The sequence below is a fragment of the Pseudoalteromonas sp. MBR-15 genome (genome assembly GCF_053628915.1).
This window is the reverse complement of sequence record NZ_JBRJHH010000001.1, coordinates 454,202-479,721: the sequence shown is the minus strand read 5'-3', so window position 1 is coordinate 479,721 and position 25,520 is coordinate 454,202. Positions and strand designations below refer to the sequence as shown.

At 40.9% G+C, this 25,520-nt stretch carries 23 protein-coding genes; 10 read left to right on the top strand and 13 right to left on the bottom strand.

From position 1 onward, the window contains the following. Window positions 1-196: 196 nt before the first annotated feature. Window positions 197-2,782: a TonB-dependent receptor plug domain-containing protein gene (locus tag ACSSVW_RS02000; protein WP_182396590.1), complete on the top strand. Its 2,586-nt coding sequence runs from the start codon at window positions 197-199 to the stop codon at window positions 2,780-2,782. Window positions 2,783-2,914: 132 nt separating this feature from the next. Then, a complete protein-coding gene (locus tag ACSSVW_RS01995) occupies window positions 2,915-4,399 on the top strand; it encodes a tetratricopeptide repeat-containing sulfotransferase family protein (RefSeq protein WP_454178732.1) in 1,485 nt (494 codons plus the stop codon). On the opposite strand, the gene ACSSVW_RS01990 is transcribed toward ACSSVW_RS01995, so the two are convergent. The 3 genes from ACSSVW_RS01990 to ACSSVW_RS01980 form a co-directional block, all read right to left on the bottom strand. After that, window positions 4,320-5,234 carry an alpha/beta fold hydrolase gene (locus ACSSVW_RS01990; RefSeq protein WP_036972821.1) on the bottom strand — a complete coding sequence of 305 codons (915 nt, stop codon included), beginning with the start codon at window positions 5,232-5,234 and terminating at the stop codon, window positions 4,320-4,322. The genes ACSSVW_RS01995 and ACSSVW_RS01990 overlap by 80 nt on opposite strands. A gap of 294 nt (window positions 5,235-5,528) precedes the next feature. Further along, window positions 5,529-5,699 carry a hypothetical protein gene (locus tag ACSSVW_RS01985; protein ID WP_454178731.1) on the bottom strand — a complete coding sequence of 57 codons (171 nt, stop codon included), beginning with the start codon at window positions 5,697-5,699 and terminating at the stop codon, window positions 5,529-5,531. A 143-nt stretch (window positions 5,700-5,842) separates the two neighbouring features. After that, a complete protein-coding gene (locus tag ACSSVW_RS01980; protein ID WP_454178730.1) occupies window positions 5,843-6,301 on the bottom strand; it encodes a hypothetical protein in 459 nt (152 codons plus the stop codon). Window positions 6,302-6,656: 355 nt separating this feature from the next. Here ACSSVW_RS01980 and rlmF point away from each other — a divergent pair, with 355 nt between their 5' ends. Then, window positions 6,657-7,562: a 23S rRNA (adenine(1618)-N(6))-methyltransferase RlmF gene (gene rlmF, locus ACSSVW_RS01975; RefSeq protein WP_074989116.1), complete on the top strand. Its 906-nt coding sequence runs from the start codon at window positions 6,657-6,659 to the stop codon at window positions 7,560-7,562. Between the two features lie 10 nt (window positions 7,563-7,572). Beyond that, window positions 7,573-8,580 carry a low-specificity L-threonine aldolase gene (gene ltaE / locus ACSSVW_RS01970; protein ID WP_065979111.1) on the top strand — a complete coding sequence of 336 codons (1,008 nt, stop codon included), beginning with the start codon at window positions 7,573-7,575 and terminating at the stop codon, window positions 8,578-8,580. Here the strand turns inward: ltaE and ACSSVW_RS01965 are convergent. The 10 genes from ACSSVW_RS01965 to ACSSVW_RS01920 all read right to left on the bottom strand — a co-directional run bounded on the left by ACSSVW_RS01965 (window position 8,563) and on the right by ACSSVW_RS01920 (window position 18,570). Next, window positions 8,563-9,147, bottom strand: coding sequence for a thymidine kinase (locus ACSSVW_RS01965; protein ID WP_065979110.1), 585 nt, complete (start codon window positions 9,145-9,147; stop codon window positions 8,563-8,565). The genes ltaE and ACSSVW_RS01965 overlap by 18 nt on opposite strands. A 65-nt stretch (window positions 9,148-9,212) precedes the next feature. Then, the gene (locus tag ACSSVW_RS01960) at window positions 9,213-10,055 is read right to left on the bottom strand and encodes a transporter substrate-binding domain-containing protein (RefSeq protein WP_182396585.1); all 843 of its coding nucleotides are present in this window, start codon (window positions 10,053-10,055) and stop codon (window positions 9,213-9,215) included. A gap of 54 nt (window positions 10,056-10,109) precedes the next feature. Further along, entirely contained in the window at window positions 10,110-10,583 is a 474-nt protein-coding gene (locus ACSSVW_RS01955; RefSeq protein ID WP_118844936.1) for a methylated-DNA--[protein]-cysteine S-methyltransferase, read from the bottom strand. Further along, on the bottom strand, window positions 10,580-11,929 hold the full coding sequence (locus tag ACSSVW_RS01950; protein ID WP_304634131.1) for a DNA-3-methyladenine glycosylase 2 family protein: 1,350 nt from the start codon (window positions 11,927-11,929) through the stop codon (window positions 10,580-10,582). The genes ACSSVW_RS01955 and ACSSVW_RS01950 overlap by 4 nt, the downstream gene beginning before the upstream one ends. A 75-nt stretch (window positions 11,930-12,004) precedes the next feature. Beyond that, entirely contained in the window at window positions 12,005-12,616 is a 612-nt protein-coding gene (locus tag ACSSVW_RS01945; RefSeq protein WP_454178729.1) for a superoxide dismutase, read from the bottom strand. A 15-nt stretch (window positions 12,617-12,631) separates the two neighbouring features. Further along, a complete protein-coding gene (locus tag ACSSVW_RS01940) occupies window positions 12,632-13,138 on the bottom strand; it encodes a hypothetical protein (protein ID WP_454178728.1) in 507 nt (168 codons plus the stop codon). A gap of 103 nt (window positions 13,139-13,241) precedes the next feature. After that, window positions 13,242-13,739: a GNAT family N-acetyltransferase gene (locus tag ACSSVW_RS01935; protein ID WP_268260732.1), complete on the bottom strand. Its 498-nt coding sequence runs from the start codon at window positions 13,737-13,739 to the stop codon at window positions 13,242-13,244. 126 nt (window positions 13,740-13,865) lie between these two features. Then, on the bottom strand, window positions 13,866-16,979 hold the full coding sequence (locus ACSSVW_RS01930; protein WP_454178727.1) for an efflux RND transporter permease subunit: 3,114 nt from the start codon (window positions 16,977-16,979) through the stop codon (window positions 13,866-13,868). Between the two features lie 9 nt (window positions 16,980-16,988). Further along, on the bottom strand, window positions 16,989-18,116 hold the full coding sequence (locus tag ACSSVW_RS01925) for an efflux RND transporter periplasmic adaptor subunit (RefSeq protein WP_454178726.1): 1,128 nt from the start codon (window positions 18,114-18,116) through the stop codon (window positions 16,989-16,991). 76 nt (window positions 18,117-18,192) lie between these two features. Next, window positions 18,193-18,570: a hypothetical protein gene (locus ACSSVW_RS01920; RefSeq protein ID WP_036972834.1), complete on the bottom strand. Its 378-nt coding sequence runs from the start codon at window positions 18,568-18,570 to the stop codon at window positions 18,193-18,195. A gap of 166 nt (window positions 18,571-18,736) precedes the next feature. On the opposite strand from ACSSVW_RS01920, the gene ACSSVW_RS01915 reads away from it, so the two are divergent. From ACSSVW_RS01915 to ACSSVW_RS01890, 6 genes are all read left to right on the top strand, one after another. Further along, a complete protein-coding gene (locus ACSSVW_RS01915; RefSeq protein ID WP_454178725.1) occupies window positions 18,737-19,597 on the top strand; it encodes a cation diffusion facilitator family transporter in 861 nt (286 codons plus the stop codon). Window positions 19,598-19,658: 61 nt separating this feature from the next. Beyond that, window positions 19,659-20,729, top strand: a complete 1,071-nt coding sequence (locus tag ACSSVW_RS01910; RefSeq protein ID WP_454178724.1) for a PepSY-associated TM helix domain-containing protein — start codon at window positions 19,659-19,661, stop codon at window positions 20,727-20,729. Between the two features lie 563 nt (window positions 20,730-21,292). Further along, window positions 21,293-23,428, top strand: coding sequence for a TonB-dependent receptor (locus ACSSVW_RS01905; RefSeq protein WP_454178723.1), 2,136 nt, complete (start codon window positions 21,293-21,295; stop codon window positions 23,426-23,428). 206 nt (window positions 23,429-23,634) lie between these two features. Then, window positions 23,635-24,108 (top strand): bacterioferritin, encoded by a 474-nt coding sequence (bfr, locus tag ACSSVW_RS01900; protein ID WP_036972840.1) that lies wholly within the window; start codon window positions 23,635-23,637, stop codon window positions 24,106-24,108. Between the two features lie 12 nt (window positions 24,109-24,120). Continuing rightward, window positions 24,121-24,585: a bacterioferritin gene (gene bfr, locus ACSSVW_RS01895; protein WP_036972843.1), complete on the top strand. Its 465-nt coding sequence runs from the start codon at window positions 24,121-24,123 to the stop codon at window positions 24,583-24,585. 468 nt (window positions 24,586-25,053) lie between these two features. Continuing rightward, window positions 25,054-25,479, top strand: a complete 426-nt coding sequence (locus ACSSVW_RS01890) for a helix-turn-helix domain-containing protein (protein ID WP_036972845.1) — start codon at window positions 25,054-25,056, stop codon at window positions 25,477-25,479. The last annotated feature ends 41 nt before the right edge of the window (window positions 25,480-25,520 follow it).

The following is a 25,520-nucleotide window of genomic DNA, read 5'->3' as shown; positions in this document are numbered from 1 at the left end:
AACAACGAATAATTTATCACATGCGTTTTCAGTGACATATCCCTTAAAAATGCAAAAAATACGACAAAAACACTCAAAATAAAACGTCTTATTAACAATTTGCAAATCAAATTAACAGTAGGTATAAGTTAGTTACACCAAATTAAAATACCTATTTGGTGGCATAATCATAACTATTCTAACTGGGGAAGTCAGAATGAAATTAAGAAATAATATGCTACAACAAGCTGTTAAGTTTGCTTTAGCCACGACAACAGCGGGTCTGTTTGTGTCGGGTTCTGTGGTTGCTGCAGATGAGTCAACCGAAGAGACTAAAGTTAACAAAAATGTTGAAAAAATCGCAGTAGTTGGTACTCGTTCAGCGCCGCGTTCTATCGGTGACTCACCTGTTCCTATTGATATCATAGGCGGCGAAGAACTTACTAAAGCTGGTAATACTGATATGCTTGAGCTTTTAAAAGGCTCAGTTCCTTCTTTTAACGTACACCAAAACCCGATTAGTGATGCTGCATCACTGGTTCGCCCAGCAAATTTACGTGGCCTTCCTGCTGACAGTACATTAGTGCTTGTTAATGGTAAACGTCGTCATCGTGCTTCTGTAATTGCCTTCCTTGGTGGCGGCATTAACGATGGTGCACAAGGTGCAGATATCTCTGTGATCCCAAGTATCGCGCTGAAACAAGTTGAAGTTTTACGTGATGGTGCAGCGGCACAGTATGGTTCTGATGCCATCGCAGGTGTAATGAACTTCGTATTAAAAGATGCGTCTGAGGGTGGCTCGTTTGAAATCCGCCAAGGCGAATACTACGAAGGAGATGGAGATACAACACAAATCTCTGGTAATGTGGGCCTTCCATTTACAGACAGTGGCTTTGCAAATTTAAGTTTCCAATACAAAACAGCTGACGCAACAAGTCGTTCAGTTCAACGCCCTGACGCAGCTGCGTTATCTGCTGCGGGTGTACCAGACGTGTCGCCACTAGCACAAGTATGGGGTGCACCAGAGGTTAATGATGACATTTCAATCTTCGGTAACATTGGTCTTCAATTAAGTAATACGTCAGATTTTTACATGTTTGGTAACTATTCTGAGCGAGATGTACGTGGTGGTTTCTATTATCGTAACCCGCATACTCGCCCTGGTGTTTATTCAAATGACGGCGGCGAAACCTTACTTGTTGGTGATTTAACGGGTGATATGAGCGGTAACTGCCCAACCAACATAAAGATTGATGACAATGTGTTAGATAACCCTGACTACATTAGCGGTGTGGCAAATAACCCAGACTGTTTTGCATTCAATGAAATTTTACCAGGTGGTTTCACACCAAACTTTGGTGGGAATATCACAGATACAGCACTGACAATTGGTACCAAAGGTGAAATAACCAGTGGTTTCCTTAATGGTGCTTACTATGATTTAAGTGGTACGGTAGGTTATAACGAATCTCGTTACTTCATCTACGATACAATTAACGCGTCACTTGGTCCTGATAGTCCACGCGACTTTAGCCCTGGTAAATACTCACAGTTAGAGAAAAACTTTAACGCTGATTTATCTAAAGGTTATGATTTTGGCTTAGCATACGACGTAAACGTTGCAGGTGGTCTTGAATGGCACGAAGAAACGTTCACCGTTGTGTCAGGTGATGTTGCTTCCTTTACAGCGGGTCCACTAACAGAGCAAGGCTTTGGTATCGGCTCAAACGGCTTCCCTGGTTTCAAACCGTCTGATGCCGGTGAGTATACTCGCCGTAACTACGCAGCGTATGTAGACGTAGAAGCCCCCTTTACAGAAGATTTCTTAGTGGGCTTAGCACTTCGTTATGAAGACTATGACACATTTGGTTCAACCACTAACTATAAGTTAACGGGTCAATACCATTTAACAGAAGATCTAAATATTCGTGGTTCAATCAGTACAGGTTTCCGTGCGCCAACGGTCGGACAAGCGAATGTAAGTAACGTGCAAACAAACTTAAGTAGCGGTGTATTAGTAGACTCAGCACTTTTACCACCCACTAACCCGATTGCAGTGCAATTAGGGGGTACCGAGCTTGAACCTGAAGAATCACAAAGCTACACATTTGGTGCCGTATGGACCTTAGGTGACTTATTCTTAACTGTAGACTACTACAACATTCAAGTAGATGACCGAATCAGTCAATCAGATAAAATTGAGCTAAGCCAAGCAGACAAAGATACTCTTGAAGCTGCGGGTGTACCCAACGTACAAAACTTAGCGCAAGTAAGCTTTTTCACTAATGACTTTGATACAACAACTCAAGGTATTGATTTAGTTGCTAACTATTCAACTGAACTACTTGGCGGAAGCTCAACATTTAGTTTAGCGTACAACTGGAATGATACTGAAGTTACTAAGTCAAGCCCAATTACAGGTGAGTTTAAAGTAAGCCGTTTAGAAAACGATTTGCCTAATCACCGTGCTACATTAAGCTGGGCACAACAATGGGAAGATTTCTCTGCTTTCACACGTGTAAATTACTATGGCGAATACCAAGGTGTTCACGTTGATTATGATGCAACAGCTAAAACAGCTGACGCAGCTATTACACTGGATGCAGAGGTTACCTACTTCTTAACTGAGTCAATTAGTTTCTCGGTAGGTGCACAAAACCTATTTGATCAAGAAGCTGAAAAACTTGATTTCTTCGACAGTACAGGCATCCCTAACAATAACTGGGGTGGCAAATACTACGAGACATCACCTTATGGGATTAATGGTGGTTTCTATTACGTGAAAGCAACTTACACGTTCTAGAACTGCGCTATTGTGAGGGTTGTGGCATTACAACCCACATACCTTGGGTATTTATAGTGATTTAAAAAGGCGAAAGACATTTCGCCTTTTTCGTTTTATAGTGAATAAAAATAATAAATTCTTATCGATGCTATGCTGCTAGAAAAAGCCAATCAATTACTTGCTGAAAACAAACTAAAAGAAGCTGAGTTTCATTTTAAAGCCTTGTTAGATGCGAACCCTGAAAATGGTGAAGCATTGTTTGGTTTAGGCAGAATCGCACTTCGATTAGAGCGCTATGATGCTGCTGTATATCTATTGCAGCGCGCGTGTGAAAGGCTGCCCTATCTGCTTGAGCCGTTGCATGCACTTGCCGATGCGTTTAATGGCGTGCATTCACCTCAAGACGCGCTCACTGTGCTTGAATATGCAAAGTCAATCGCAAGTCATAACCCAGAGCCTCACTACTTTTTAGCTCAACACTATTTAACCTATGGTGAACTCGACAAAGCCTATGGTATTTTACAACAAGCGCTCGCCATGGGTGATTACCCAGTTAAGGCCTATATACTTTTTGAGCTTGTGCAATTTTCTCGCTTTAATCACGAGCAAAACTACCTCAATGAACTGCATCACTTTTTAACACTCACCAATAACTTACGTTTAAAAATGGTCTGCTACTACGCATTAGGTAAAAGCTATGATTTATTAGATGATACCGAGCAAGCATTTAATTACTCCACCCTCGCTAATAAACTGCAGTCACAACTGACTACGTTTAAAACCAATGAACTCGCCCCTTTTTATCAGCAAATCATCAGCCAAAGTGATGCAACGTTAATTGATTCACGCGATAAACGTTTTACGGGCACGATCACCCCTGTTTTTATTATCGGCATGCCACGAAGTGGCTCTACTTTGCTTGAACAAATGCTAGTTAGTCACGAAAGTTTTGCAAGCCTAGGAGAAGATGCCAGTATCAGCAATCAGGTTGTTGCGTATATTGAGCAGCAAACTCAATTACCTTACCCCGAGTGCCTATCTAAACTGGATCAAAAGCTGATCAGTACGGCGCGCAATATCTATATAGAAAGATTAAAGCAATCTCCCCATGTACGCCCGTATATGATCAATAAGCTGCCAGCAAATTATCAATCACTTGGATTAATCTATCTATTATTTCCAAACGCAAAATTTATAAATATACAACGTGATTATCAGGCTGTTGCGTGGTCAGTATTTAGTAATTACTTTGCAGAAAATGAGCCCTACTTTTGCTCATTGACTGAATTTAAGCAGTATTACGATTTATATCAGCAACTTATGTCGCACTGGCATAGCGTAATGCCCGATGCACTTTTTGACTTACAATATGAGCAACTCGTCACAGAACCTGAACAAACGTTGAGTGATCTGTGTGAATTTTTAGGCGTTAATTACAGCAATCGCTTTTTAGAGTTTTACAAGTCGAATAAGCCAGTCGCAACACTGAGTAAAGCAGCAGTCAGACAACCATTAACTGACAAAGCTAAAGATAAATATAAGCGTTACGAAACGGCTATGAATCGCCTTGTGAATGAGCCGAAAACCACTCAAGAAGATCAGCAAACTGATCGTGGCGCGCCTCAGGGTGAGTAAGCATATTAATATGGTCATAATTCACCTTGTGACCATATTTTCGACCGTAAATCGTCATTGTTTGCACACCTACACCTGACTCAGCCATGAACTTTTCAATGTCAATCGGTTGGCAAAGCGCCTTATCTTTTATACCCGCCACATGAAAAATAGGGGGCAGAGCTATATCTTGCAGCGCTTTTGCATAGTCAAAGCCGTCATCTGAGTCTACCCAGGGCTTGCGCTTAGCCCATTGCATACTTTGATAATGGGACTTACGCGTTTCATCGTCACTTCCCCATTTCAATTTTTTAGCAGGCACAAACCCGTGTTTTCTCGCCATTAAAGGTGCTAAACCATACCAAATTAAATTACCTTGGATGTATTTGCTTGGGTGATGATTATAAAGCGTGCGCTTTGATCCAAAATACGCACAAGCCCTTACATCATTAATTAGATTAGGAAAGCGCGCAAATACGCTATTCATTAATACCCCACCCCATGAATGGGCAACCCAATAACGTGCAGGTGCACCTTCAAGTTGTTCTATTTTTGCTAAAAAAGCGGGGATGTCTTCTAATATGGCTTCGGTTTGCCCGTAGCTCGCATATTTTGATATGGCAGGTTTACTTTCACCACGGCCCCGTAAATCAGCCACGTAGCACACATAACCCTGTTCAGCTAAAAACGGTGCCAAACCTTTATTGCTGTGAGTGTAAAAAATTTTGCCATTCTCGACTGCACCATGCATAAAAAACACCGCAGGCCCGGTTGCATCAGTTTTACAAATACGGCGCATATGGAGGGTTTGATTTTCAGCTAATTTTATAAATACAGACTGTTGTTTTAATGTCACGGTTGACCTTTTTATTATTATAAACTCATCGTACCAGCAATACGTTACGTCAGTATTACTAGCAAAGCAAGCATGATGTGATCAAGTAAGTAGCCCTTAAATACAACAAGACTTTGTAAACGGAAGAGCGGGAGTTTTAATAAAAATATAACGGAATGAACCAAATGAAATTGAGTTGAGTTGCATGCTTAAAGACGATAAGCGGACATGGACAACTCCCTTATTATCGTTTTTTCACAGTTGCCTAAACATGCAGCTCAGGATGAAAACCAACTGTGAAAAGTGATTTCCTTGCTATGTTTTTTTACACTCGAAACCCTTAGAGTCCACCCGTGCGATACTGTCTTTGTCGCCACATTGCTCTATGGCCATTTCCATGTGATTTTGCTCATTATATTGTTTAGCAATGGCCCCAAGCCCTACCAATATTGCCAAGGCTATAAGAACCTTTTTAAATTTAGACATAAACACTCCTTTGAAAATGATCACTCAATACATTAGTACCTAAATATTACACATAAAGAGACAAGCAAACAATTCACTTTCCCTCTGCACAAACCAGCCGCAAGCTTTAATTACTCGCAGCGGTTATAGTTTACCTTTAATTATCATTCAATCATTGCCATTGAATTTATATTGAAATGATAAATGGAAAACGATTCACCCTCTTCTTTTAAAGTCACTGTTATTTGTGCTTCACCATTTTCAAAAGAAGCTGGGATTTTATAAGTAACAAAAGTACCTGATCCATCGCCTGTTACAGCTTTAGTGCTGACATTAATAAATTGATACTCACCGAGTTCTTTCAAATCGCCTAATTTCGAAAAAGCTCGAATAATTTTTGACAAGTCGTCATCTGCAACACCCTCAATTGAGGTTGGGGTCATGTAACTTTTTAATGTTTGTGCGTCCCATTTAGATATTTCAGTTAATGCCGGGGTTAAATAAGGTATCGCTGTTTCTTTATATCCTGAGGCTTTAAATGAAGTCCAAACCGCTAGGATTACAAACAAGCAAATTATAACTAAGAGCGTTATACCCATTCCTTTAAGTATTTTTTTTATCATTATTTTTATTACTTTTCAGTTAGTTGAAATTAAAATTTACCAGCTTTGAATTATTATTCATAGCCGTTTTATGACTCGTATTAATGAAAAGATTACTTTACCTCGATTATCAAACAGATAAACTGCATTTAAGAACACACATGACTTTATCACTTAGCTTACCTTCCTGAATTCAGTTAACGTTTAAAATCAGAAAGTTAAATGCATGAAAATTGGTTTTTAGTCATTTTATGCTAACAGAAACCAATAAAATTTCTGACCACCCTGCCTGTTTAAAAAAACCTAAAAACAACACTTTGTAATGATTAATTTGATACAATCTGTACTGAACATTGCTAACAGATAGGTTTATTTAATGCATCCGCGAAATCGCCACCTCAATGGCTACGACTTTACTTTATTATGTAAAGATACTCCGGCTCTTTCTCAGTTTATAACACAAAGCCCAACCGGCAGTGAGACTCTCGATTTTTCAGATGCAATGGCAGTGAAAACCCTTAATCAAGCATTATTAAAAAGCCACTACAAAATTGATTTTTGGGATTTGCCCGACAATTATCTGTGTCCTCCTGTACCCGGTCGGGTTGATTATATTCATCATCTAGCAGACTTATTAGCCAGTGATAACCAAGGTAGAATCCCTACAGGTAAGCAAGTTAAAGTGCTGGATATTGGCACAGGTGCAAATTTGATCTACCCGTTAATTGGTCAACATGAGTATGGCTGGCATTTTACAGGGTCTGATATCGATACCTTATCCGTTAAAATTGCCAAGCAAATTGCGCAATTTAATCGTTTAAAAATATCAGTAAAGCAACAAGATAACAGCAATAAAATGTTTACAGGCGTTATCACTGATAAAGATGTGTTCCACTTAACCTTATGTAACCCGCCATTTCATGCCAATGAACAGCAGGCACAAACAGGTTCACAGCGTAAGTGGAAAAATTTAAATAAAACCCCTAAAAAAGAACTCAACTTTGGGGGCAGAGAAAACGAACTTTGGTGTGAAGGTGGCGAGCGCGAGTTCATCAGTAAAATGATCACCGAAAGCCAAGAGTTCAGTGAGCAGTGTATTTGGTTTACGTCTTTAGTATCAAAGTCAGAAACACTCCCACAACTCAAAAAACAACTCGCATCGCTTGATGTCAAAGACGTTAAAACAATAAAAATGGCACAAGGCCAAAAAATAAGCCGCTTTATCGCTTGGAGTTACTTTGACCAAGCAGACCGCGAAGCCATTCTTAACCAACTTGTATAAGGGTAATAACATGATCGACTTTCGTTCAGACACAGTCACTCAACCTACAGCCGATATGCGTGCAATCATGAATAATGCTGCCGTTGGTGATGATGTTTACGGTGATGACCCAAGCGTTAACCAATTAGAACACGTTGCTGCTGAGCGACATGGGTTCGAAAGTGCGCTTTTTTGCAGCTCTGGTACGCAAGCAAATTTACTTGCTTTAATGGCGCATTGCGAACGTGGTGATGAGTACATTTGTGGCCAACAAGCACATAACTATAAGTTTGAAGGTGGCGGTGCCGCCGTACTTGGGTCGATTCAACCACAACCGATTGAAAATAACGCCGATGGCACCATTGATTTAAACAAGGTGGTTGCAGCTATTAAAGCGGATGACTTTCACTTTGCAAAAACGAAACTACTCAGCCTTGAAAACACCATTGGAGGCAAAGTACTGCCATTAAGTTACCTTGAACAAGCAAGAGAATGTGTTAATAAACACAACCTTGCACTTCACCTTGATGGTGCGCGAGTGTATAACGCAGCAGTTAAGTTAGGTGTCGATATTACTGAAATCACCCAATACTTTGATTCAGTGTCTATTTGTCTATCAAAAGGATTAGGCGCCCCTGTGGGTTCATTATTATTGGGTAACAAAGCACTCATTGATAAAGCTCGCCGCTGGCGTAAAGTGCTTGGTGGTGGTATGCGCCAAGCGGGTATGCTTGCCGCAGCGGGGCAATATGCGCTTGAGAATCACGTCACCCGACTAAGTGACGATCACGATAATGCGGCTTATCTCGCTGAAAAATTAAATTCATTATCAGGCTTTGATACCACACCTTTTCAAATCGATACCAACATTGTGTACGCAAATGTCGATGAAGCTATTGATTTAAAAGCTGTTGCTAATAAGCTAAAAGAGAAAAATATACTTTTTTCAGCAGGCAAACCACTTCGCTTAGTGACGCATTTAGGGGTCACTAAGCACGATATTAACTGCTTTATTGATGCTTTAGCGGCAGAGATTTAACGCGGCTTTATAATGTTTGCGGCACACCGATACATATCGGTCGTTGCCGCCAATTTCGACTTGATTACCATCAGCAATCGCATTGCCCTGCTCATCGGTGCGTAAAACGTGGTTTGCTTTACGACCGCAATGGCATACGGTTTTTAGCTCAATAAGCTTATCCGCCCACGCTAAAAGATACTGCGAGCCACTAAATAACTCACCTCTAAAATCATTACGAAGACCATAACAAAGAACAGGAATGCCCAGTTCATCGACCACATCGGTTAATTGCATCACTTGCAATTTAGATAAAAACTGACACTCATCAACTAAAATACAATGACGCTTTTTCTGATCGTTCAACGATTTGATTAGCTCAAATACATCTTTGTCGGCATCAAAAATATGTGCATCAGCTTGTAAACCTATCCGTGACGATACTTTGCCAACGCCCGCTCTGTCATCAATCGCAGCGGTTAAAATCACTGGTTCCATACCACGTTCGCGGTAGTTAAAAGCCGATTGTAAAAGTGTGGTTGATTTACCCGCATTCATTGCAGAATAATAAAAGTACAGCTGTGCCATGATGTTGCCCAAAATTTAAAGTCGCAATATGCTACCCTAATCGTGCAATAACATCATCTATTACCTTACTCTTTTGCGCCGTAGCTGCTCATCTCTAAATGAGGGGAGTTTTGCATCTGTTTTGCAAAGGTCAATGGGATATTCTGCTTTAAAAGTTGCTGCCAAATAACAACCGCCTCATTCTGATGCTTAACATAAAACTCATTTGAAAAAGCCAAGTACGCTGTCACCGTATTTAAAGGTGGATAGACAGGTGCCAGCTTCTGTCGATGGTATACCGATAAATCAAGTTTATTATTTTCGATTTGGCAGAGCACTAAAGCCGCATCGGCTCGCCCCTCTGATACACGCTCTATAGCCTGCTGCTGAGTAAACGTGTGTTCAATAAAAAACGCCTCTTCGCTGGCCGCTTCTCCCACAAAAAGCCCATTTGCAACGGCCAAAGAAAATGCCTTTGATTGTAACACTTCACGAGATTGCCATTTGGTATGAAAGCGACGACTTCCAATTAAGCATTGGCTCATTCTTGCAAAGGCAAATTTAGCAATCGGTACACCTTTATCAGTAACCGGAAATACAGCATAACGGGATTTTTGTGGACTAAATCCCGCTATAAATGCATCGACTCGACCCTGCTTAATCGCTGTAATGCACTGCGACCATGGCATTTTTACAAACTTAAAAGTCACGGATTCAAGTGCATTATCAAGTTTAGCAAGCGCCGCTAATTGTGCCGTAGGTTCAACAAGGGGTATTTCATGTTTAGCACCAACAAACAGAGGTGCTTGTGTGTGGTCTGCATAACATAAGGTCATGGGCAATGGCGCACTACTATTCGCCTGACAATGCAGAGAAAGTACGATAAAAAGAACAAGTAAAAATCTAATAAAAAACAACGTCACTGTCATAATAAACTACGAATTTAGTTAACTGATAACAGTGTAGAAGTAAAAACAGGATTATTACAAAATTCCTTCGTGTTTAAGTAGCCATTCTTTACGGTCTAGTCCACCGGCATACCCCGTTAGTTTTCCGCTTGCACCAATTACCCGATGACATGGCACTATGATACTAATTGGGTTCTTACCATTGGCTGCGCCCACGGCACGCACCGCTTTTGGGTTATTAATAGCCTGTGCTATATCTAGGTAACTCTTGGTTTTACCAAATTCAACCCCCATTAGCGCACGCCACACTGATTGCTGAAACGCCGTCCCTTGTGTGTCAAGCGGCACACTAAAATGTGTACGTTCGCCCTTGAAGTATTCGTTAAGCTCGCTCATGCATATTAAAATCGGGGTTAGTGTATGCTCGTTAACGGTTTCAGTTTGCATGGCAACAACAGGATAAAAACCTACATAACTGACGCCCTTTGAGGAGCTTTGAATGGTAATATCGCCAAGTGGGCTTGGCATAATAACTTGTTGCGTTTTCATAATTGTTGCCATAGTTGAAATGTTAAATAAGAACGGAAAGGTGCACAGCGCTCACTATCAAATTCACCGACCTCTGCTAAAGCCTTTTTAATGCCTAAGTCACCGGCAAGTAAAATATCAGGGTTACTTTGACCTCGCAGCTTAGCGTAATTAACTGTCCATGGGCCAATCCCTTTTAGTGACAGCCAATTATCAAGCTCTTGATTATCAGGATGTTGATGACAATACGCACTTAACCGGTTTAAAGCGTCTTTGCGTGATTGAGGCATTTTAAAAAAGCTCAATTCTGAATTGGCAAGCCATTCTGGAGATGGAAAAAACACGGTATCACTCGCTTGATTAAACTCAGCGACCAGCTTAGTTACCAAGTTGTGCGCAGCAGTCACACTCACTTGTTGACCCAAGACTGCGCGAATACCCGCTTCAAAATCCGACCAAATACCCGGTAAGCGTAAGCCTTGTGTCAATGGCATGGCATTATTAAGTTCGGCATTTAAATGGGCTTCAATCGTGTGCGTATCAGCATCTAAATCAAGTACACGACGAATGTTATGGATCACTTGTTGTAAATAGCGGGTGTTATCAATATCTATCGTGACTTTAAAATGATTTTTTTGTTCAACAAATTGAGCAGTAAATTGCCCTTGGCAATGCGAGTCTTTAAATGTGCGCCCATAGCTTGTTTCGCTAAGCCATTCGAGACCTTTAATTAAGCGGCGCTGTAAAAACCCGTGTAAAGCCTGCCAGTTATAAGGAGGACGAAACGCCAAGGTTAAATTTAACGTTGCACTTGGTTTTTTATCGGTTTTTCGCAATTTTGATGGTGCAATATTAAGCTGCTTTAAAAATGCGTCGTTAAAACGGCGAATACTATTAAAACCAGATGCAAAAGCGATGTCAGCAACCGATAAATCAGTTTCTTGTAACAGCTGCTTAGCAAAATTACACTGATTGAATAAGCGATATTGTGTGATTGAAAGACCAAAGTGCTGATTAAACAAACGGCGCAAATAACGACTCGACACACCTAATCTATCGGCCAGCACTTCACAATCATATGCCTCGCCTTTGTCAATAAGTTGCTTTGCTCTTAGCGCCGTGGTTTTAGTTCCTAACCACGCGGGGCTATTCGGTGCGCTATCTGGTCGACACCGAATACAAGGGCGAAACCCATCCTGTGCCGCTAAATGCGCGTACTGATAGTATTCAACATTTTTCTCTTGCGCTGTCGGTGCCGGACAAATTGGCCGACAATATATACCGGTACTTTTTACCGCGACAAAAAATACCCCATCAAATCGGGCATCACGGCTTTGCCTTGCTGTACGCCATTGTTGGCTAGTCATAATGATTCTCGTAATCAGCTAATACCGATAGCTTAACCGAATATATTTTTTTGACTAGCCAGTTTCGGACCTTAACTATTTAATCGCAGCTAAATAACGTCGCTCAACTTCGGGCCAATTAATCACTTTATAAAATGCAGCGATGTATTCTGGTCGGCGGTTTTGATATTTTAAGTAATAGGCATGCTCCCACACATCGAGAGCCAAAATCGGCGTATGGTTATGCATCAGCGGGCTGTCTTGATTTAAACTACTTTCAACAACGAGTTGATTATTTTCGTCAACACATAACCATGCCCAGCCACTTCCAAAGCGGCTGACAGCGGCATCAGTAAACTGCTTTTTAAACTCATCAAAACTGCCAAATGCTTCAACGATCGCTGTATGTAATTCACCGCTTGGTTTGCCAACCCCATTCGGTGTCATCACTTGCCAAAATAATGAGTGATTATGGTGCCCGCCAACATGCTCTTGCACCGCCTTTTGTAATGACTCGGGCATTGTAGCAATCGTTCGCAACAGTGTTTCGGCATCTTGCTCGCTATAATGACTCCCTTCTAAGGCAGCATTCGCCTTATTAATATAAGTTTGGTGGTGCAATGTATGATGGATTTCCATGGTTTTTGCATCAATATTAGGCTCGAGTGCATCATAGTCATAAGCTAAATCGGGTAATGTAAAAGGCATACTGATTCCTTATCGTTAATGTAATAACTGCGTTTTGTGGGGATGCTCAGCTAATAGCTGATTTATACGATTGATGAGGGTTGGAAATGCCGATGACATTTTCGCAAACTTCACCAGCTCAAAATACGTTTTGTGATGATGATGTAATACGTGTGTGCGAACTTGCTGCTCTGGGTGCATTAAAAGATGACTAAGCCGTTGATGAGCATAGCAAAGCCAACTACAGGCTTGCTCAGGTTTTTGCATAACTTTAAAGGTATCTGCAAGGTTTAAAGTCGCCACTACAAAGGCCGCAATACAATGCTCTAATGTGTCAATAACCGTGGGGGTTAATGGTAAGTTCGCAAATTGCGTGAGTAATGTTTCTGCACAACCACTTGCCTGCGTGTAGTGATCGCGAGCAATGATTAATTCGCCAGACTCAAAAGCCAGATTCCCGTTATAAATAGCGTTTTGCCAAGGTGCTAATGCATCATCAATAACTGGAGCACCTAAGGCCGAGAGATGTGTTGTGTGTGTCATAAAAATCACCTGCACTTAAAACCTGTGTATTAAAACTACACAGACAAAGCTCTAAATGCAAATGATTTTTATTTATATTTAGTATTTGTGTGATTTGGTGATATTACTGATTCGCAAAATCGATCAACTCTTGCCCTGTTAGTCGATAAATGATCCATTCATTTTGTGGTTTAGCACCAATGCTGTCATAAAAATCAATCGCTGGTTTATTCCAATCAAGTACTACCCACTCAAATCGACCGCAGTCTTTTTCTAACGCTTGTTTCGCAAGGTATTGCATAATTTTTTTACCTGCACCTTTACCACGGCTATCAGCACTGACGTATAAGTCTTCTAAATACAAACCGTTTTTACCAAGCCACGTAGAATAATTATAAAAATAAACGGCAAAACCAATGGCTGTGTCACCTTCTAAACAAATAACACTGTGAGCGGTTGCACCTTCACTAAATAAAGTTTTTAAAATAGCATTCTCATCAGTCTTTACTGCATCTGGTTCTTTTTCGTAGATAGCTAGTTCATTGATGAAATGTAGGATAGTTGCTGCGTCGCTCGGTACTGCAGGACGAATTGAAATTTGATTGCTCACGGTCTGTTCCATTTGTTACTTCATTATTATAGCGCCCATTTTATAAGGGCTTACGTGTTGTGTAAACGCCCTTTACAGAATTACTCAGTACTAAAAAAGGGGCAATTACGCCCCTCTGTAAATAAGCCACTTAGGCAGTTATTTATTACTCATCGACTTATAAAGAACAGGTAGGACAAATAAGGTCAAAAATGTTGCGCTGACCAAACCGCCAACAATCACTGTTGCCAGTGGCTTTTGTATTTCAGCCCCTATTCCCGTGCTCAATAGCATGGGTATAAGCCCTAACATTGAAGTTAATGCGGTCATTAACACTGGTCGTAACCTTGAGGTTGCCCCATCAAACACCGCGTCATCTACTTCGTCTTTGCCCTTAAGGCGATGATTAATACTTTCTACCATGACCACACCATTCAATACCGCAACACCAAACAAAGTAATAAAACCAACAGAGCTTGGTACCGACAAATATTGCCCAGATACAAACAGAGCCACAATCCCCCCTATTACCGCTAAAGGGACATTCACTAAAATAAGTAATACTTGCGATACATTGCCAAATGCAAAATAAAGTAATAGCGCAATCAGTAACAATGCCGCTGGCACAACAATCATTAAACGTTGCTGTGCCCGTTGTTGGTTTTCAAACTGACCACCTATAGCAACACTGTAACCACTCGGTAGCTGTAATTTATCCTCTATTATTGCGCGAATGTCAGCAACAACAGATCCCATATCACGTCCTTGCACATTCGCTTGTACAACTACGCGCCTTTGTACATCATCACGGCGTACTTGGGATGCTCCCGATTCAATCGCTACCTGAGCCACATCACCTACTCTCACAATCGCCCCCGAAGGGGTCTGTAAACGAAGGTCTGCAATTACACGCGGGTTCTGCCGGTAATTTTCTGCTATGCGAACATAGATATCGTAACGCTCGTTAGCATTGATAATTTGCCCTGCACTTTGTCCACCAATTCCGTGCTGTACAACCTCCATTAAATCAGTAACCGATAATCCAAAACGCGATAACGCTAAGCGGTTAGGTTTCACAATTAACTGTGCCTCACCGCCCATTTGCTCCATGGCCACATCTTTAGCACCGGGTATTTGCTTAACTAGCTGCTCAATTTGCTGACCTTTTTCACTTAACACCGCTAAATCACTACCAAACAACTTGATTGCTAACTGTGCTTTTACACCCGATAAAAGTTCATCAACACGGGTGGCGATGGGTTGCGAAAAGTTAAATAAGAGCCCAGGAAACTGCTCAAGTTTTTCTTCCATTAACTGCTGGAGTTCAACACGTGTTTTAGCATTTATCCATTGCTCGCGAGATTTAAGACCAATGTATATCTCTATGTTGTTAACAGGTTCAGGATCGCCACCGACTTCTGCTCGACCAATCCGACTAAGTGCATAATCGACTTCTGCAAATTCAAGTAACATGGCTTCCAGCTTAGGTGCCACTGAGATTGCCGTTTCAAGACTGGCTGATGGTGCAAGCGTTACCCGCAAATTAATCGTACCTTCTTCAAGTTCGGGCACAAACTCAGTCCCCAACCTTGGAAGTAAAATTGCGGCTGTAACCAATAACAAAGCTGCAATAGCAAGCACCAGCCGTTTTGCTTGTAACGCCTGTCGTAACGCTCGTTGATACAACTTTTCAATGGGTTGTAGCAGCTTGCTGTGTTTAACTGATACACCTTTAGCAAATAAGTACACGCTTAGCGCAGGCACAACGACTAAGGCAACAATCATGGCACTTACTATCGCTAACATGATACTGACGGCCATAGGCTGGAACAGCTTTGCCTCGACGCCTTCAAAGCTGAATAAAGGCAAAAATACCGTTAAAATAATCAATGACGCAAAGAAAACTGGCCGAGCAACTTCTTTTGCTGCAACAGCAACCAGCTCACGGCTTGATTTACCCTGATTATGTTTTAGTCCTAGATGACGAAAAATGTTTTCAACCATAACAACAGAGCCATCCACCAGCATACCAATAGCCACAGCAATGCCACCCAATGACATTAAATTGGCCGACAGACCTAACCAAGCCATAATACTGAGCGCTAAGCCGATTGAAATTGGAATGGACAGCAAAACCAAGAATGTTGCTCTTAAGTCTAACAAGAATAGCGCTAACACTATGATTATAAATACAAATGCAAGTAATAATGCATCTATAACGGTTTGTACCGCGTGGCTAATAAGTGCCGCTTGGTTATAAATAGGCGTGAATTTGACGCCCTCAGGCAGCGCGCGGTTGATCATTGTAATACGCTCGTTAATACCATCGATGGTCTGCTTCGTATTTGCACCAATCCTTTTTAATACCACGCCAGTTACAACTTCGCCTCGGTTAACAACATCACCATTTTCATCACGAGTCGATAAGGTTACTGCCCCTTGGCGTATTTCACTCCCAAGCTGTACGTCTGCAACATCAGTGACTTTAATTACGGTGCCATCAATCGTTTTGATGGGGGTTTGCGCAATTTCACTCAGGCCTTTATCACCGGTCGAAAACCAGCCAGTGCCACGAATAACTAATTGCTCTTGACCGCGGTTCATATACCAACCGCCAACATTCCTGTTGTTTGCTTGCAATGCATTGCTTACATCTTGTTGGCTTAGGTCATAGGCAAGTAATTTGTTAGGGTTGAGGTTAACGTGATACTGTTTTACTTCGCCACCAAACGATAAAATATCAGTAACACCATCTATGGGTAATAGTAATAATTTAACCACCCAGTCATTTAGGCTTCGCAGCGCCATGCTATCAATGTCAGCATCGGGCTTTGCTTCAAGTAAGTATTGATAAACTTGCCCAAGACCAGAGGTATTAGGCCCCATGGTAGGCATGCCAAGTCCGTTAGGGATTAGCTCTTTAGCAGATTGTAAGCGCTCAAACACTAACTGCCGCGCAAAATAGATATCAACGCCTTCTTTAAACACCACCGTCACGCCCGACAAACCTGTTTTTGAAATCGATCGCACTTGTTCAACGTCAGGTAATGCGTACATTACCGCTTCTATTGGGTATGTGATAAGTTGCTCGACTTCTTCTGCTCCAAGACCAGGAGCTTCGGTGTTAACAGCTACCTGCACATTTGTCACATCAGGAAACGCATCTAAGTTCAGTTTTGGAACCATTAATGCACCCAGAGCAATAGTCGCAAGTAAAGCTAATAGCACGATGAAACGGTTTTTTATCACCGACTCGATTAATAAATTAAACATGCGGCACCTCTAATGGTTATGCGGATCAAACCCGCCTTTTGCGAGCTGTGAAGCAACAAAGAATGCGCCTTGAGTAACAACGTTAACCCCCTGCTCAATACCTGATATTTCACGGTATTGTGCTAAATTTCGACCTACGCTCACCTCTTTGGCAATAAACCCACCATCATCATCAACCACAAAAACTTGCCAATCACCATCGGCACTGCGTGTTAACGCGTTTTCGGGAACCGCAAGCACAGCTTGCTCTGTTGTAAAGTGAAAATACACATCTGCAAACATGCCCGGATGTAAGCTGTGCTGGGTATTTTTCACTTCAAGCCGCACTGTCCGTGAGCGTGTTTGCTCATCAATAGTGTGCGCCTCTTGAATAACTTTAGCGTGGTAACGGTTGCCATTTACCTGCATCGTTGCAACAGAGCCATTGGCAATCGTGCGGTCTTGATTTGAGGAAAGTTGCGCTTCTACCCACAGCGCAGATTCATCTGCAATGAGCATTAATTCAATACCTGAATCGACACGTTGACCTTGTGAAAAATTATCGGTGAGTACAGCACCCGAAGTAAGTGCAAATAAGGTATATTCACCGAGTTTTTCAGGCGAGATAGTCAGTGTTTGTTCTATTGCGTGTTTAGACAATCCAAACGCGACAAGGCGACTGTATGCCACTTCGTACTCGGCTTTAGCAGTAAGCAGCTGCTTTTCGCTCACCGTACCACGGGTCATTTTACTCACCCGCTGCCACTCAGCTTCGGCTAACCTAAATTCGGTTTGTCGGCTTGCCACTTCTCCACTAAACAAGGTTACCAAGGGCTCACCTTTATTAACATGCTGTCCCAGTAAAGCGTGGCGTTTTACAACAATAGAATCAACACGAGGGGCAACCACATAACTGGCATAGCCATTGGCTTTAACTTCACCCGGTGCATACACGGTTTGGCTGTGTGTTTTGAGTGCAAGGCGTTCGACCTTAATATTCGCTAATTGCTGTTGCTGTGGCGTTAAGGTTACTTCGTTAATGTGTGGTGTTTGTGCATTTTCTTGATGGTCATGCAGTTGCTCTGACGCAAAACTGTTTGCGACATATATAAAGCATACGCACGACAATGCGTAGCGCATAAAATTTCTTAAATACATAATTTTTCTCTTACTTAAAATAGGCTAAGCCCAAGCTTGCCTTAAAAAATAATCCCAAAGACAAGGGAATAAAGTGTTAAGTAAGAGAGGCGATTGGGGGGCGATGAAGTGGTGTTAGATCTGCCGACTTAAAATTAAGCTCTAACAGTTCAATTTTTGCAAAATAAACTGAAACGGGTTCAGAAAGGGTAAATGAATCAACAAATGCAGGACTGTGACACACATGACAATGGCCTTTTTCGGCGGAGTCAGATAACTGTTTAGCAAGCTCGGCATGTTCAGATTGATGCTGTTGATGATCGCCATTAGCTGCGCAGTGGGCTTCAAGATCCAGCTCTTCTAAAAGCAGGGCTGAGGTGTGATTAAATGCAACATTATGATCAGCCACGTCAAAGCTATCCAGCAACGGCTGGAGCAATAACACACTAATCAAAATAACAAATGCTGCTTTCACGTAACACCTAATAATTGGTACAACGGCGTTAACTTAACAAATTAGTACTTATTTGAACAGTAAAACCTAAACACGAAACACCCCATACATGCATACTGCTAACGAGTGTTTTAAAAGCGATGCTCACATGATATAAAAATAAAGAAATCAGCAACTAGGTATGCTTATGGGACACGGACATCACCACCATCACGATGCAGAAAGCAAAAGTACACAGCAATTATTACTTGCTGTATTAATTAATGTGTTACTTACATTTGCACAAATTGTGGGGGGGCTCATTTCTGGAAGCCTATCGCTCATTGCTGATGCACTGCACAATTTAAGTGACGCATCATCATTATTTATTGCGTTAATAGCACGCAAAATTGGGGCTAAACCAGCAAATAATCGATATCAATATGGTTATAAACGCGCCGAAATATTAGCCACGCTTTTTAATAGCCTGAGTTTAATTGTAATTGGTGGCTACTTAGTCATTGAAGCAATAAAAAGTTACCTAAATCCAGAACCCATCGATGGCTGGATCGTTATTTGGGTTGCAGGGTTAGCCCTGATTATTGACCTAGTAACGGCATTCCTTACCTACCGTGCTGGCGCTAATCAAAGTATGAATATTCGTGCTGCGTTTATTCATAATCTTTCAGATGCTATGGCTTCTGTCGTCGTTATTATTGCCGGCTCTCTGATCATTTTATATCAGTGGTATATTGTCGATCTTATTGCGACCATTCTTATCTCTGTGTATGTGATATACCACGGCGTATTGCTCTTAATAGCCAGCAGTAAAATTTTAATGCAAGTTGCACCAAGTCACTGCGAATCAACACATGTATCTGAACAACTGATAAGCGCATTTCCTATTTCAAATATTGAATACATAAAAGCATGGCAGCTTGATGAACACACCGTGCATTGCGAACTAAAGTTTTGTGCCCACCAAACAATCGACAACAATGAAATTCGTCAATTTTTACAGGATAAGTTTGCTATTAAGGCGTGTACTATTGAGCAAGTTTTAGTGTAAATGTTACTTGTTATCATTTACAATTTACCTTTGTATTTAAAACAAAGTAAAGGAACACCTCTTGAAGTTGTGGTTACGCCGTACGCACTTACTCCTTGCCTTAGTAAGCGGCCTTTTTTTGATTTGCTTGAGTTTAACAGGCGCATTACTTATTTACGCAAAAGATATTCAGTACCTTACACAAAGTGATAAATGGACGGTGACTCCACAAGCTTCACCGCTCGCTTTTGACCCACTAATAGCACGCGTATCAAACACAACTAAACAACCTGTTACTTTATTAATGCCTGAGGCGCGTGATGATCTTGCTTGGCAACTACAACTTGCCAATAATCGTTATGTGAGCGTTAACCCTTACACCGGTGATATTTTATACGAATACGATTATTACAGCACGGTGTATGGATTTACCATGGCGCTACATCGTTGGTTGCTTTACGAAGATGGCGACAAAAACCACCCTTTAAGGAACTGGGTTTCACTATGCGCGCTTATTCTTATTTTAGAAATATTACTAGGGTTTTACATTTGGATTAAACCTAAAAACCGTTTAAAGCGACTAGCTATAAAACCAAAAGCCAAATTTAGAGTATTAATGTACCAACTTCATACTGTGCTGGGCGTCTATTTATTGCTGCCACTTATTTTAATAGCATACACAGGCATGGCGTTTAACTGGAAGACAGAAACTAAAGCGGTATTAGAGTTTGTAATGCAAGGCACGGTTGAAGACAGACCTAAACCACCTGACGTGCTGCCCTCTTCAGAAACAACACCTTATCAAGTACAAAAAGCCTATAACAATGCACTCACTGTTTTTCCTGAAGGAAAACTGTTTAGAATTTATTTACCTAAAAAACCGACTGACAACATTGGTTTTCGCATCGAAAACCCAGGTGAAAGCCATGCCTATAGCTGGGTATGGGCCAACCCGTATACAGCCAATATCGTCGCGAGTTACGACGCCAGCAAAAGCTCGTGGACAACACAAACATGGCACTTTAAATACAAATTCCATATTGGCGATTTTGCGGGACCTATTGTGCAGTTACTGTGGCTTGTGTTTGCCCTGTCACCTTTATTTTTTACTGTGTCGGGTTTTTACTTTTGGTACAAACGCCACTTTAGATAATAACGCGTAATTAAACTTAAACTGATAAAACATGAACCCCCGAGCATATCACTGCTTTTAGCAAAAAGAAGTGTTTACATTGGCTAATTATACTACTGTATTTAGCCACCTTGAATGGCTCATATTCTCGGGCAAAGCATGATAGTTCAACATACCCAGTATTATTGATTCATGTGAAAAATAGGTTTTAATACCAACAATACAAAAGAAAGAGTGGGCCAAAACAGTGGACCAAATTGTAGTTATGACTACCTCTATTGTTTTATTACTTATTTGGGTGCCGCTTAGAAATACAGCGGCACCAAGTAAGTTAATTCAAGGTAAATCTATTCAAGCCAATACTACTCTCTAATGACTTAAAACGACCCTTTAATTCATTGCAGCAATTGACAACATACGCGTTAATTCGACAAGCTCTATCGCTAATATGTTACATACATCGTAGAGATTAAACCGCCAACACTATTGCAAATAGTTATCATTAAGCTTGCCTTTACAGTTCTTTACATTTACACTGCCGCCCCATAACTCATTTCATTTATCTTTTTTTAACAAGGACAAACATGTTAAAAACATCGCTTAGCCTTATTGCACTGGTGATAAGTAGCCAATCATTTGCTGATGATGCACTCAATAAAAAACTCACAGCAGAAGAGATGGAGCACGTTGTCGTTTCTGGTAGCCGTGTTTTTGAGAGCATTGATGAAGTACCTGCTTCTGTAACTATAATTAATCAACGAGAAATTGAAGAGCACTTAAAGGTAAATCCAGAATTACAAAGTTTGCTGTCACAAATGGTACCCGGACTTGCACCTGACACAGGCAGTTCAAGCAATACAGGCCAAAGTTTACGTGGTCGCGCCCCTCTTGTTATGATTGACGGCGTTCCACAATCAACACCTCTGCGTAATGGCTCTTTAGGAATAAAAACGCTTGATCCAAGTGCAATAGCCCGTATAGAAGTTATTAAAGGCGCCACCTCTATTTATGGCAATGGGGCTTCTGGCGGTATAATTAACTATATTACCAAGCAAGCGCAAAGTGAGGGTGAAACCGAAGGTGAAATTAGCCTATCATCACGTTTTAGTGCCGTAAAACTAGAAGAAAGTACAGGCGCACGCCTCTCAGCAGCTATTAATGGCCGCGCTGATAAATTAAGCTACTTATTTACTGCCAGTTATGAAGAAAACGGGGTACAACGTGACGCCGAAGGCGACATTTTGGGCTTGCAATATGGTTTGTCTGATGCCGTAACCGAAAACTACTTCACTAAACTGGGGTATGATTTTGACGATCAGAAACAACTGCAATTTAGCTATAACTTTTTCAGTTCTCAGCAAAAAACAGATCTCGGTGATGTCGTTGGTAATATTAACAATGGCGAAAAAACCTACGCGATACATGTGCCAAAAGAGTTGCAAAAACGAGGTAAACCACAAGGCCCTGAAGGCAACGAAAATATTACCTTGAAATACACTGATTACGCCTTGTTTGATAATACCCAAATGACCCTCGACCTCTACATGCAGGATATCGAAAACATATTCTTCTATTCGCCAAACCTTGCGAACCCAGATGAGGGCTACGATGGTGGTCAGTCAATAATCAGCTCAGAGAAAAAAGGCGCACGTGCGACATTTAATACCCTGATTGATTTTGACAATATTGAAGCAACCTTTATCTATGGTTTAGATGCTTTAAACGATGTGACATCACAACCCCTTGTTGATGGCCGCATTTGGGTCCCCGAAATGGACATGAACAGTGTTGCAGGCTTTTTACAGACTAAATGGGTTATCAATAACGACTTAGTTGTTAAAGCCGGTGTGCGTCAAGAAAGCATTGACTTAAGCGTCGATGACTACGAAACATTAAAACTTTGTCGCTCTGCAACACAATGTTCGGTGCCGCTGAGTGTAAAAGGCGACACCATTGACTATGACGCAACAACCTATAACGTGGGTATTAAATATAATTTGCTAGCGGCCTTCAGCCCCTTTGCGAATTACTCACAAGGTTCTGACATTTCAGATATTGGCCGCTTGTTACGCGCAGCCACCGTTAATGATATTGGTTTAATTCAAACCGAAGCGTCTATCATCGACAACTATGAAATTGGTTTTACCTCACAGTTTGATGATGTTCGTTTTGAATTTGCAGCCTACCGAAGTACATCGGAGTTTGGGACGACCAACAGTTTTAATGAGACAACCGGAGTGTATGAGCCCGTTCGGGCACCACAAGAAATTTGGGGTTACGAAACGCTTGTTGACTACACAATTAGCCCAACCTTAAAGCTAGTTGCAACCTACAGCTATGTAGAAGGCAAAAACACTGAAGACGATATTTACCTGGGTTCTCGTCAAATTAGCCCACCAAAAGGAACTGCGAATTTAAACTGGACGCCTAACGACGAACTGTCATTAAGCGCAAGTTACTTGTATGTTGGCTCGCGTAAGCGCTTTGAACCTAATGCAGACGGTGATTATGTGGGCGATCAAGGTCCAATTAGCAGTTACAATATTGTCAACTTGAGCGGCCGCTATAAGTTTACACATAACTGGCAAGCCTTCATGGGTGTTGAAAATCTATTTAATAACGATTACTACCCTGCTCGTGCGCAATCATACACGTACGGTGGTTACAACATAAAAGGCCTAGGTACAACAGTGACATTAGGGGCGACATATCGCTTTTAACAGCCGCTTAATAAAACACTAAGCCCTTCTTCGTAAGGGCTTTTTTATTTTTAAATAAAAACGATAAATTGTTCATTTATCAACCATTAACGCAAACTTAAACGAGAATCACAATCAATAGTAAACAACTGATTTACAAGGAAAAAGTTTGCAATCTTATTTTTATATACTACAATTATCGCAACTTGAATTTTGAGGACAGCACGATGAAAGGTAACCAGAAAGTCATTGATAGTTTTAATAAACTACTCGCAAACGAATTAGCCGCTATAGATCAATACTTTATCCATTCACGTATGTACGATGATTGGGGCCTTAACAAGCTGTACGAACGCCTTAACCACGAAATGGAAGAAGAGAAAGATCACGCTGACTGGTTAATCAAACGTATTCTATTTTTAGAAGGCGTACCAAACATGACCAAGCGTCGTGATTTATTAATTGGTACCGACGTTAAAAGCATGATGCAAAACGATCTCACTCTTGAACTTGAAGTGGTTGATTGTGTTAAAGAAGCCATTGCTATTTGTGAGCAAGAAAAAGACTATCAATCGCGTGAAGTACTTGAAAAACTATTATTCGATACTGAAGAAGATCATGTTTATTGGTTAGAGCAGCAGCTTGGTTTAATCGACAAAATTGGTAGCCAGAACTACCATCAATCTCAAATGGGCGAATAGAGGTTTACACGTATGAAAGGCGATAAAAGCGTTATTGCTGCACTAAACAAAGTACTAGCAAATGAGTTAGTGGGTATTAATCAATATTTTTTACATGCGCGTATGTTTAAAGATTTTGGCTTTTCAAAATTAGACAAAGCTGACTATAAAGTGTCTATCCAAAAAATGAAAAACGCCGACCGTTTAATTGAGCGTATTTTGTTTTTAGAAGGATTACCAAATCTACAAGACCTTGGTCGTCTGCGTATTGGTGAAAACTCTGAAGAAATGATTGAAGCAAACATGAGCTTCGAGCTTGATTCACTCCCTGATCTTAAAGCTGCAATTAAACTTGCTGAAGAGAAAAAAGATTACATCAGCCGTGAAGCGCTTGATCACATCTTAAATGAGCAAGAAGAGCAAATTGACTGGCTTGAAACACAGCAACAGTTAATCAAAACCGCAGGGCTTGAGAATTACCTGCAATCTCAAATGTAATTTGCAACTATCAAAAAGCAGCCTCGGCTGCTTTTTTCTGCTTAAGCCCCCCCTAACTAAATCGTTGCATATATTTAAAGCAATCCTATCAGAAAATTCTGATATCACTGGGTTTGTCGCAATTTAAAGCTGCTTAACAGTGAACTTGATAATGATTTTTATTAACATTAGCTTGTATCCAATAAAGACACTGAGCTTTAGACGTAAAATATCAATTTACTTAATTAATCGAGCGAGTTTGTAACATAACATATTGCTTATAAACGCAATGATTATGTTGTTTAGCGTTCACAACGATTGCGATTAACTTGCTCTACTTCTTGTATTTATTTAATCATGGATAAGACATATTTAACGCGGTGATCATCAGATTTACTCCCTCAAGATGAGCAAGTATGTCGGCACATTGGTATTGCACACCACTTTAAAGGATACATTCACCCTTCGAATAATTAGCTAGGTTTAATAATGAATGATTTAACTAAGCGAGCAGTCATTTCTTCTTGTGAATATTTTAAGGAATGTATAGATCAAACAATCGACACAGGTATTAAAGCAGGTAATAAAATGAGTATGAATTGGCTGTCTGAGGCGCTTAATTACCCTAACAGGAAAAAGTTAGAACGGGATTTCAAACGATATCTCAACACCACTTATAGCGATTACATTGCCAAGAAAAGACTGACTCTGGCTTGCAACATGCTTTGTGAGGAAAAAGTGTCTATCAAAGCAGTTGCGCTATCCTGCGGATTTAGTAATTCTGCGACATTCTGTAATGCCTTTAAACGCCAGTTTGGCTTAGCCCCCTCGGTATACAGAGTTGATAGATACAAACAGCGGGTTAAACAAGGATGTGATTGTTCAAAAGAAAAGCGACTTAACAGCGCCGCTTAGAAACTTAGGATATATTACGCACCAAGTAATGGGTGCGTTTA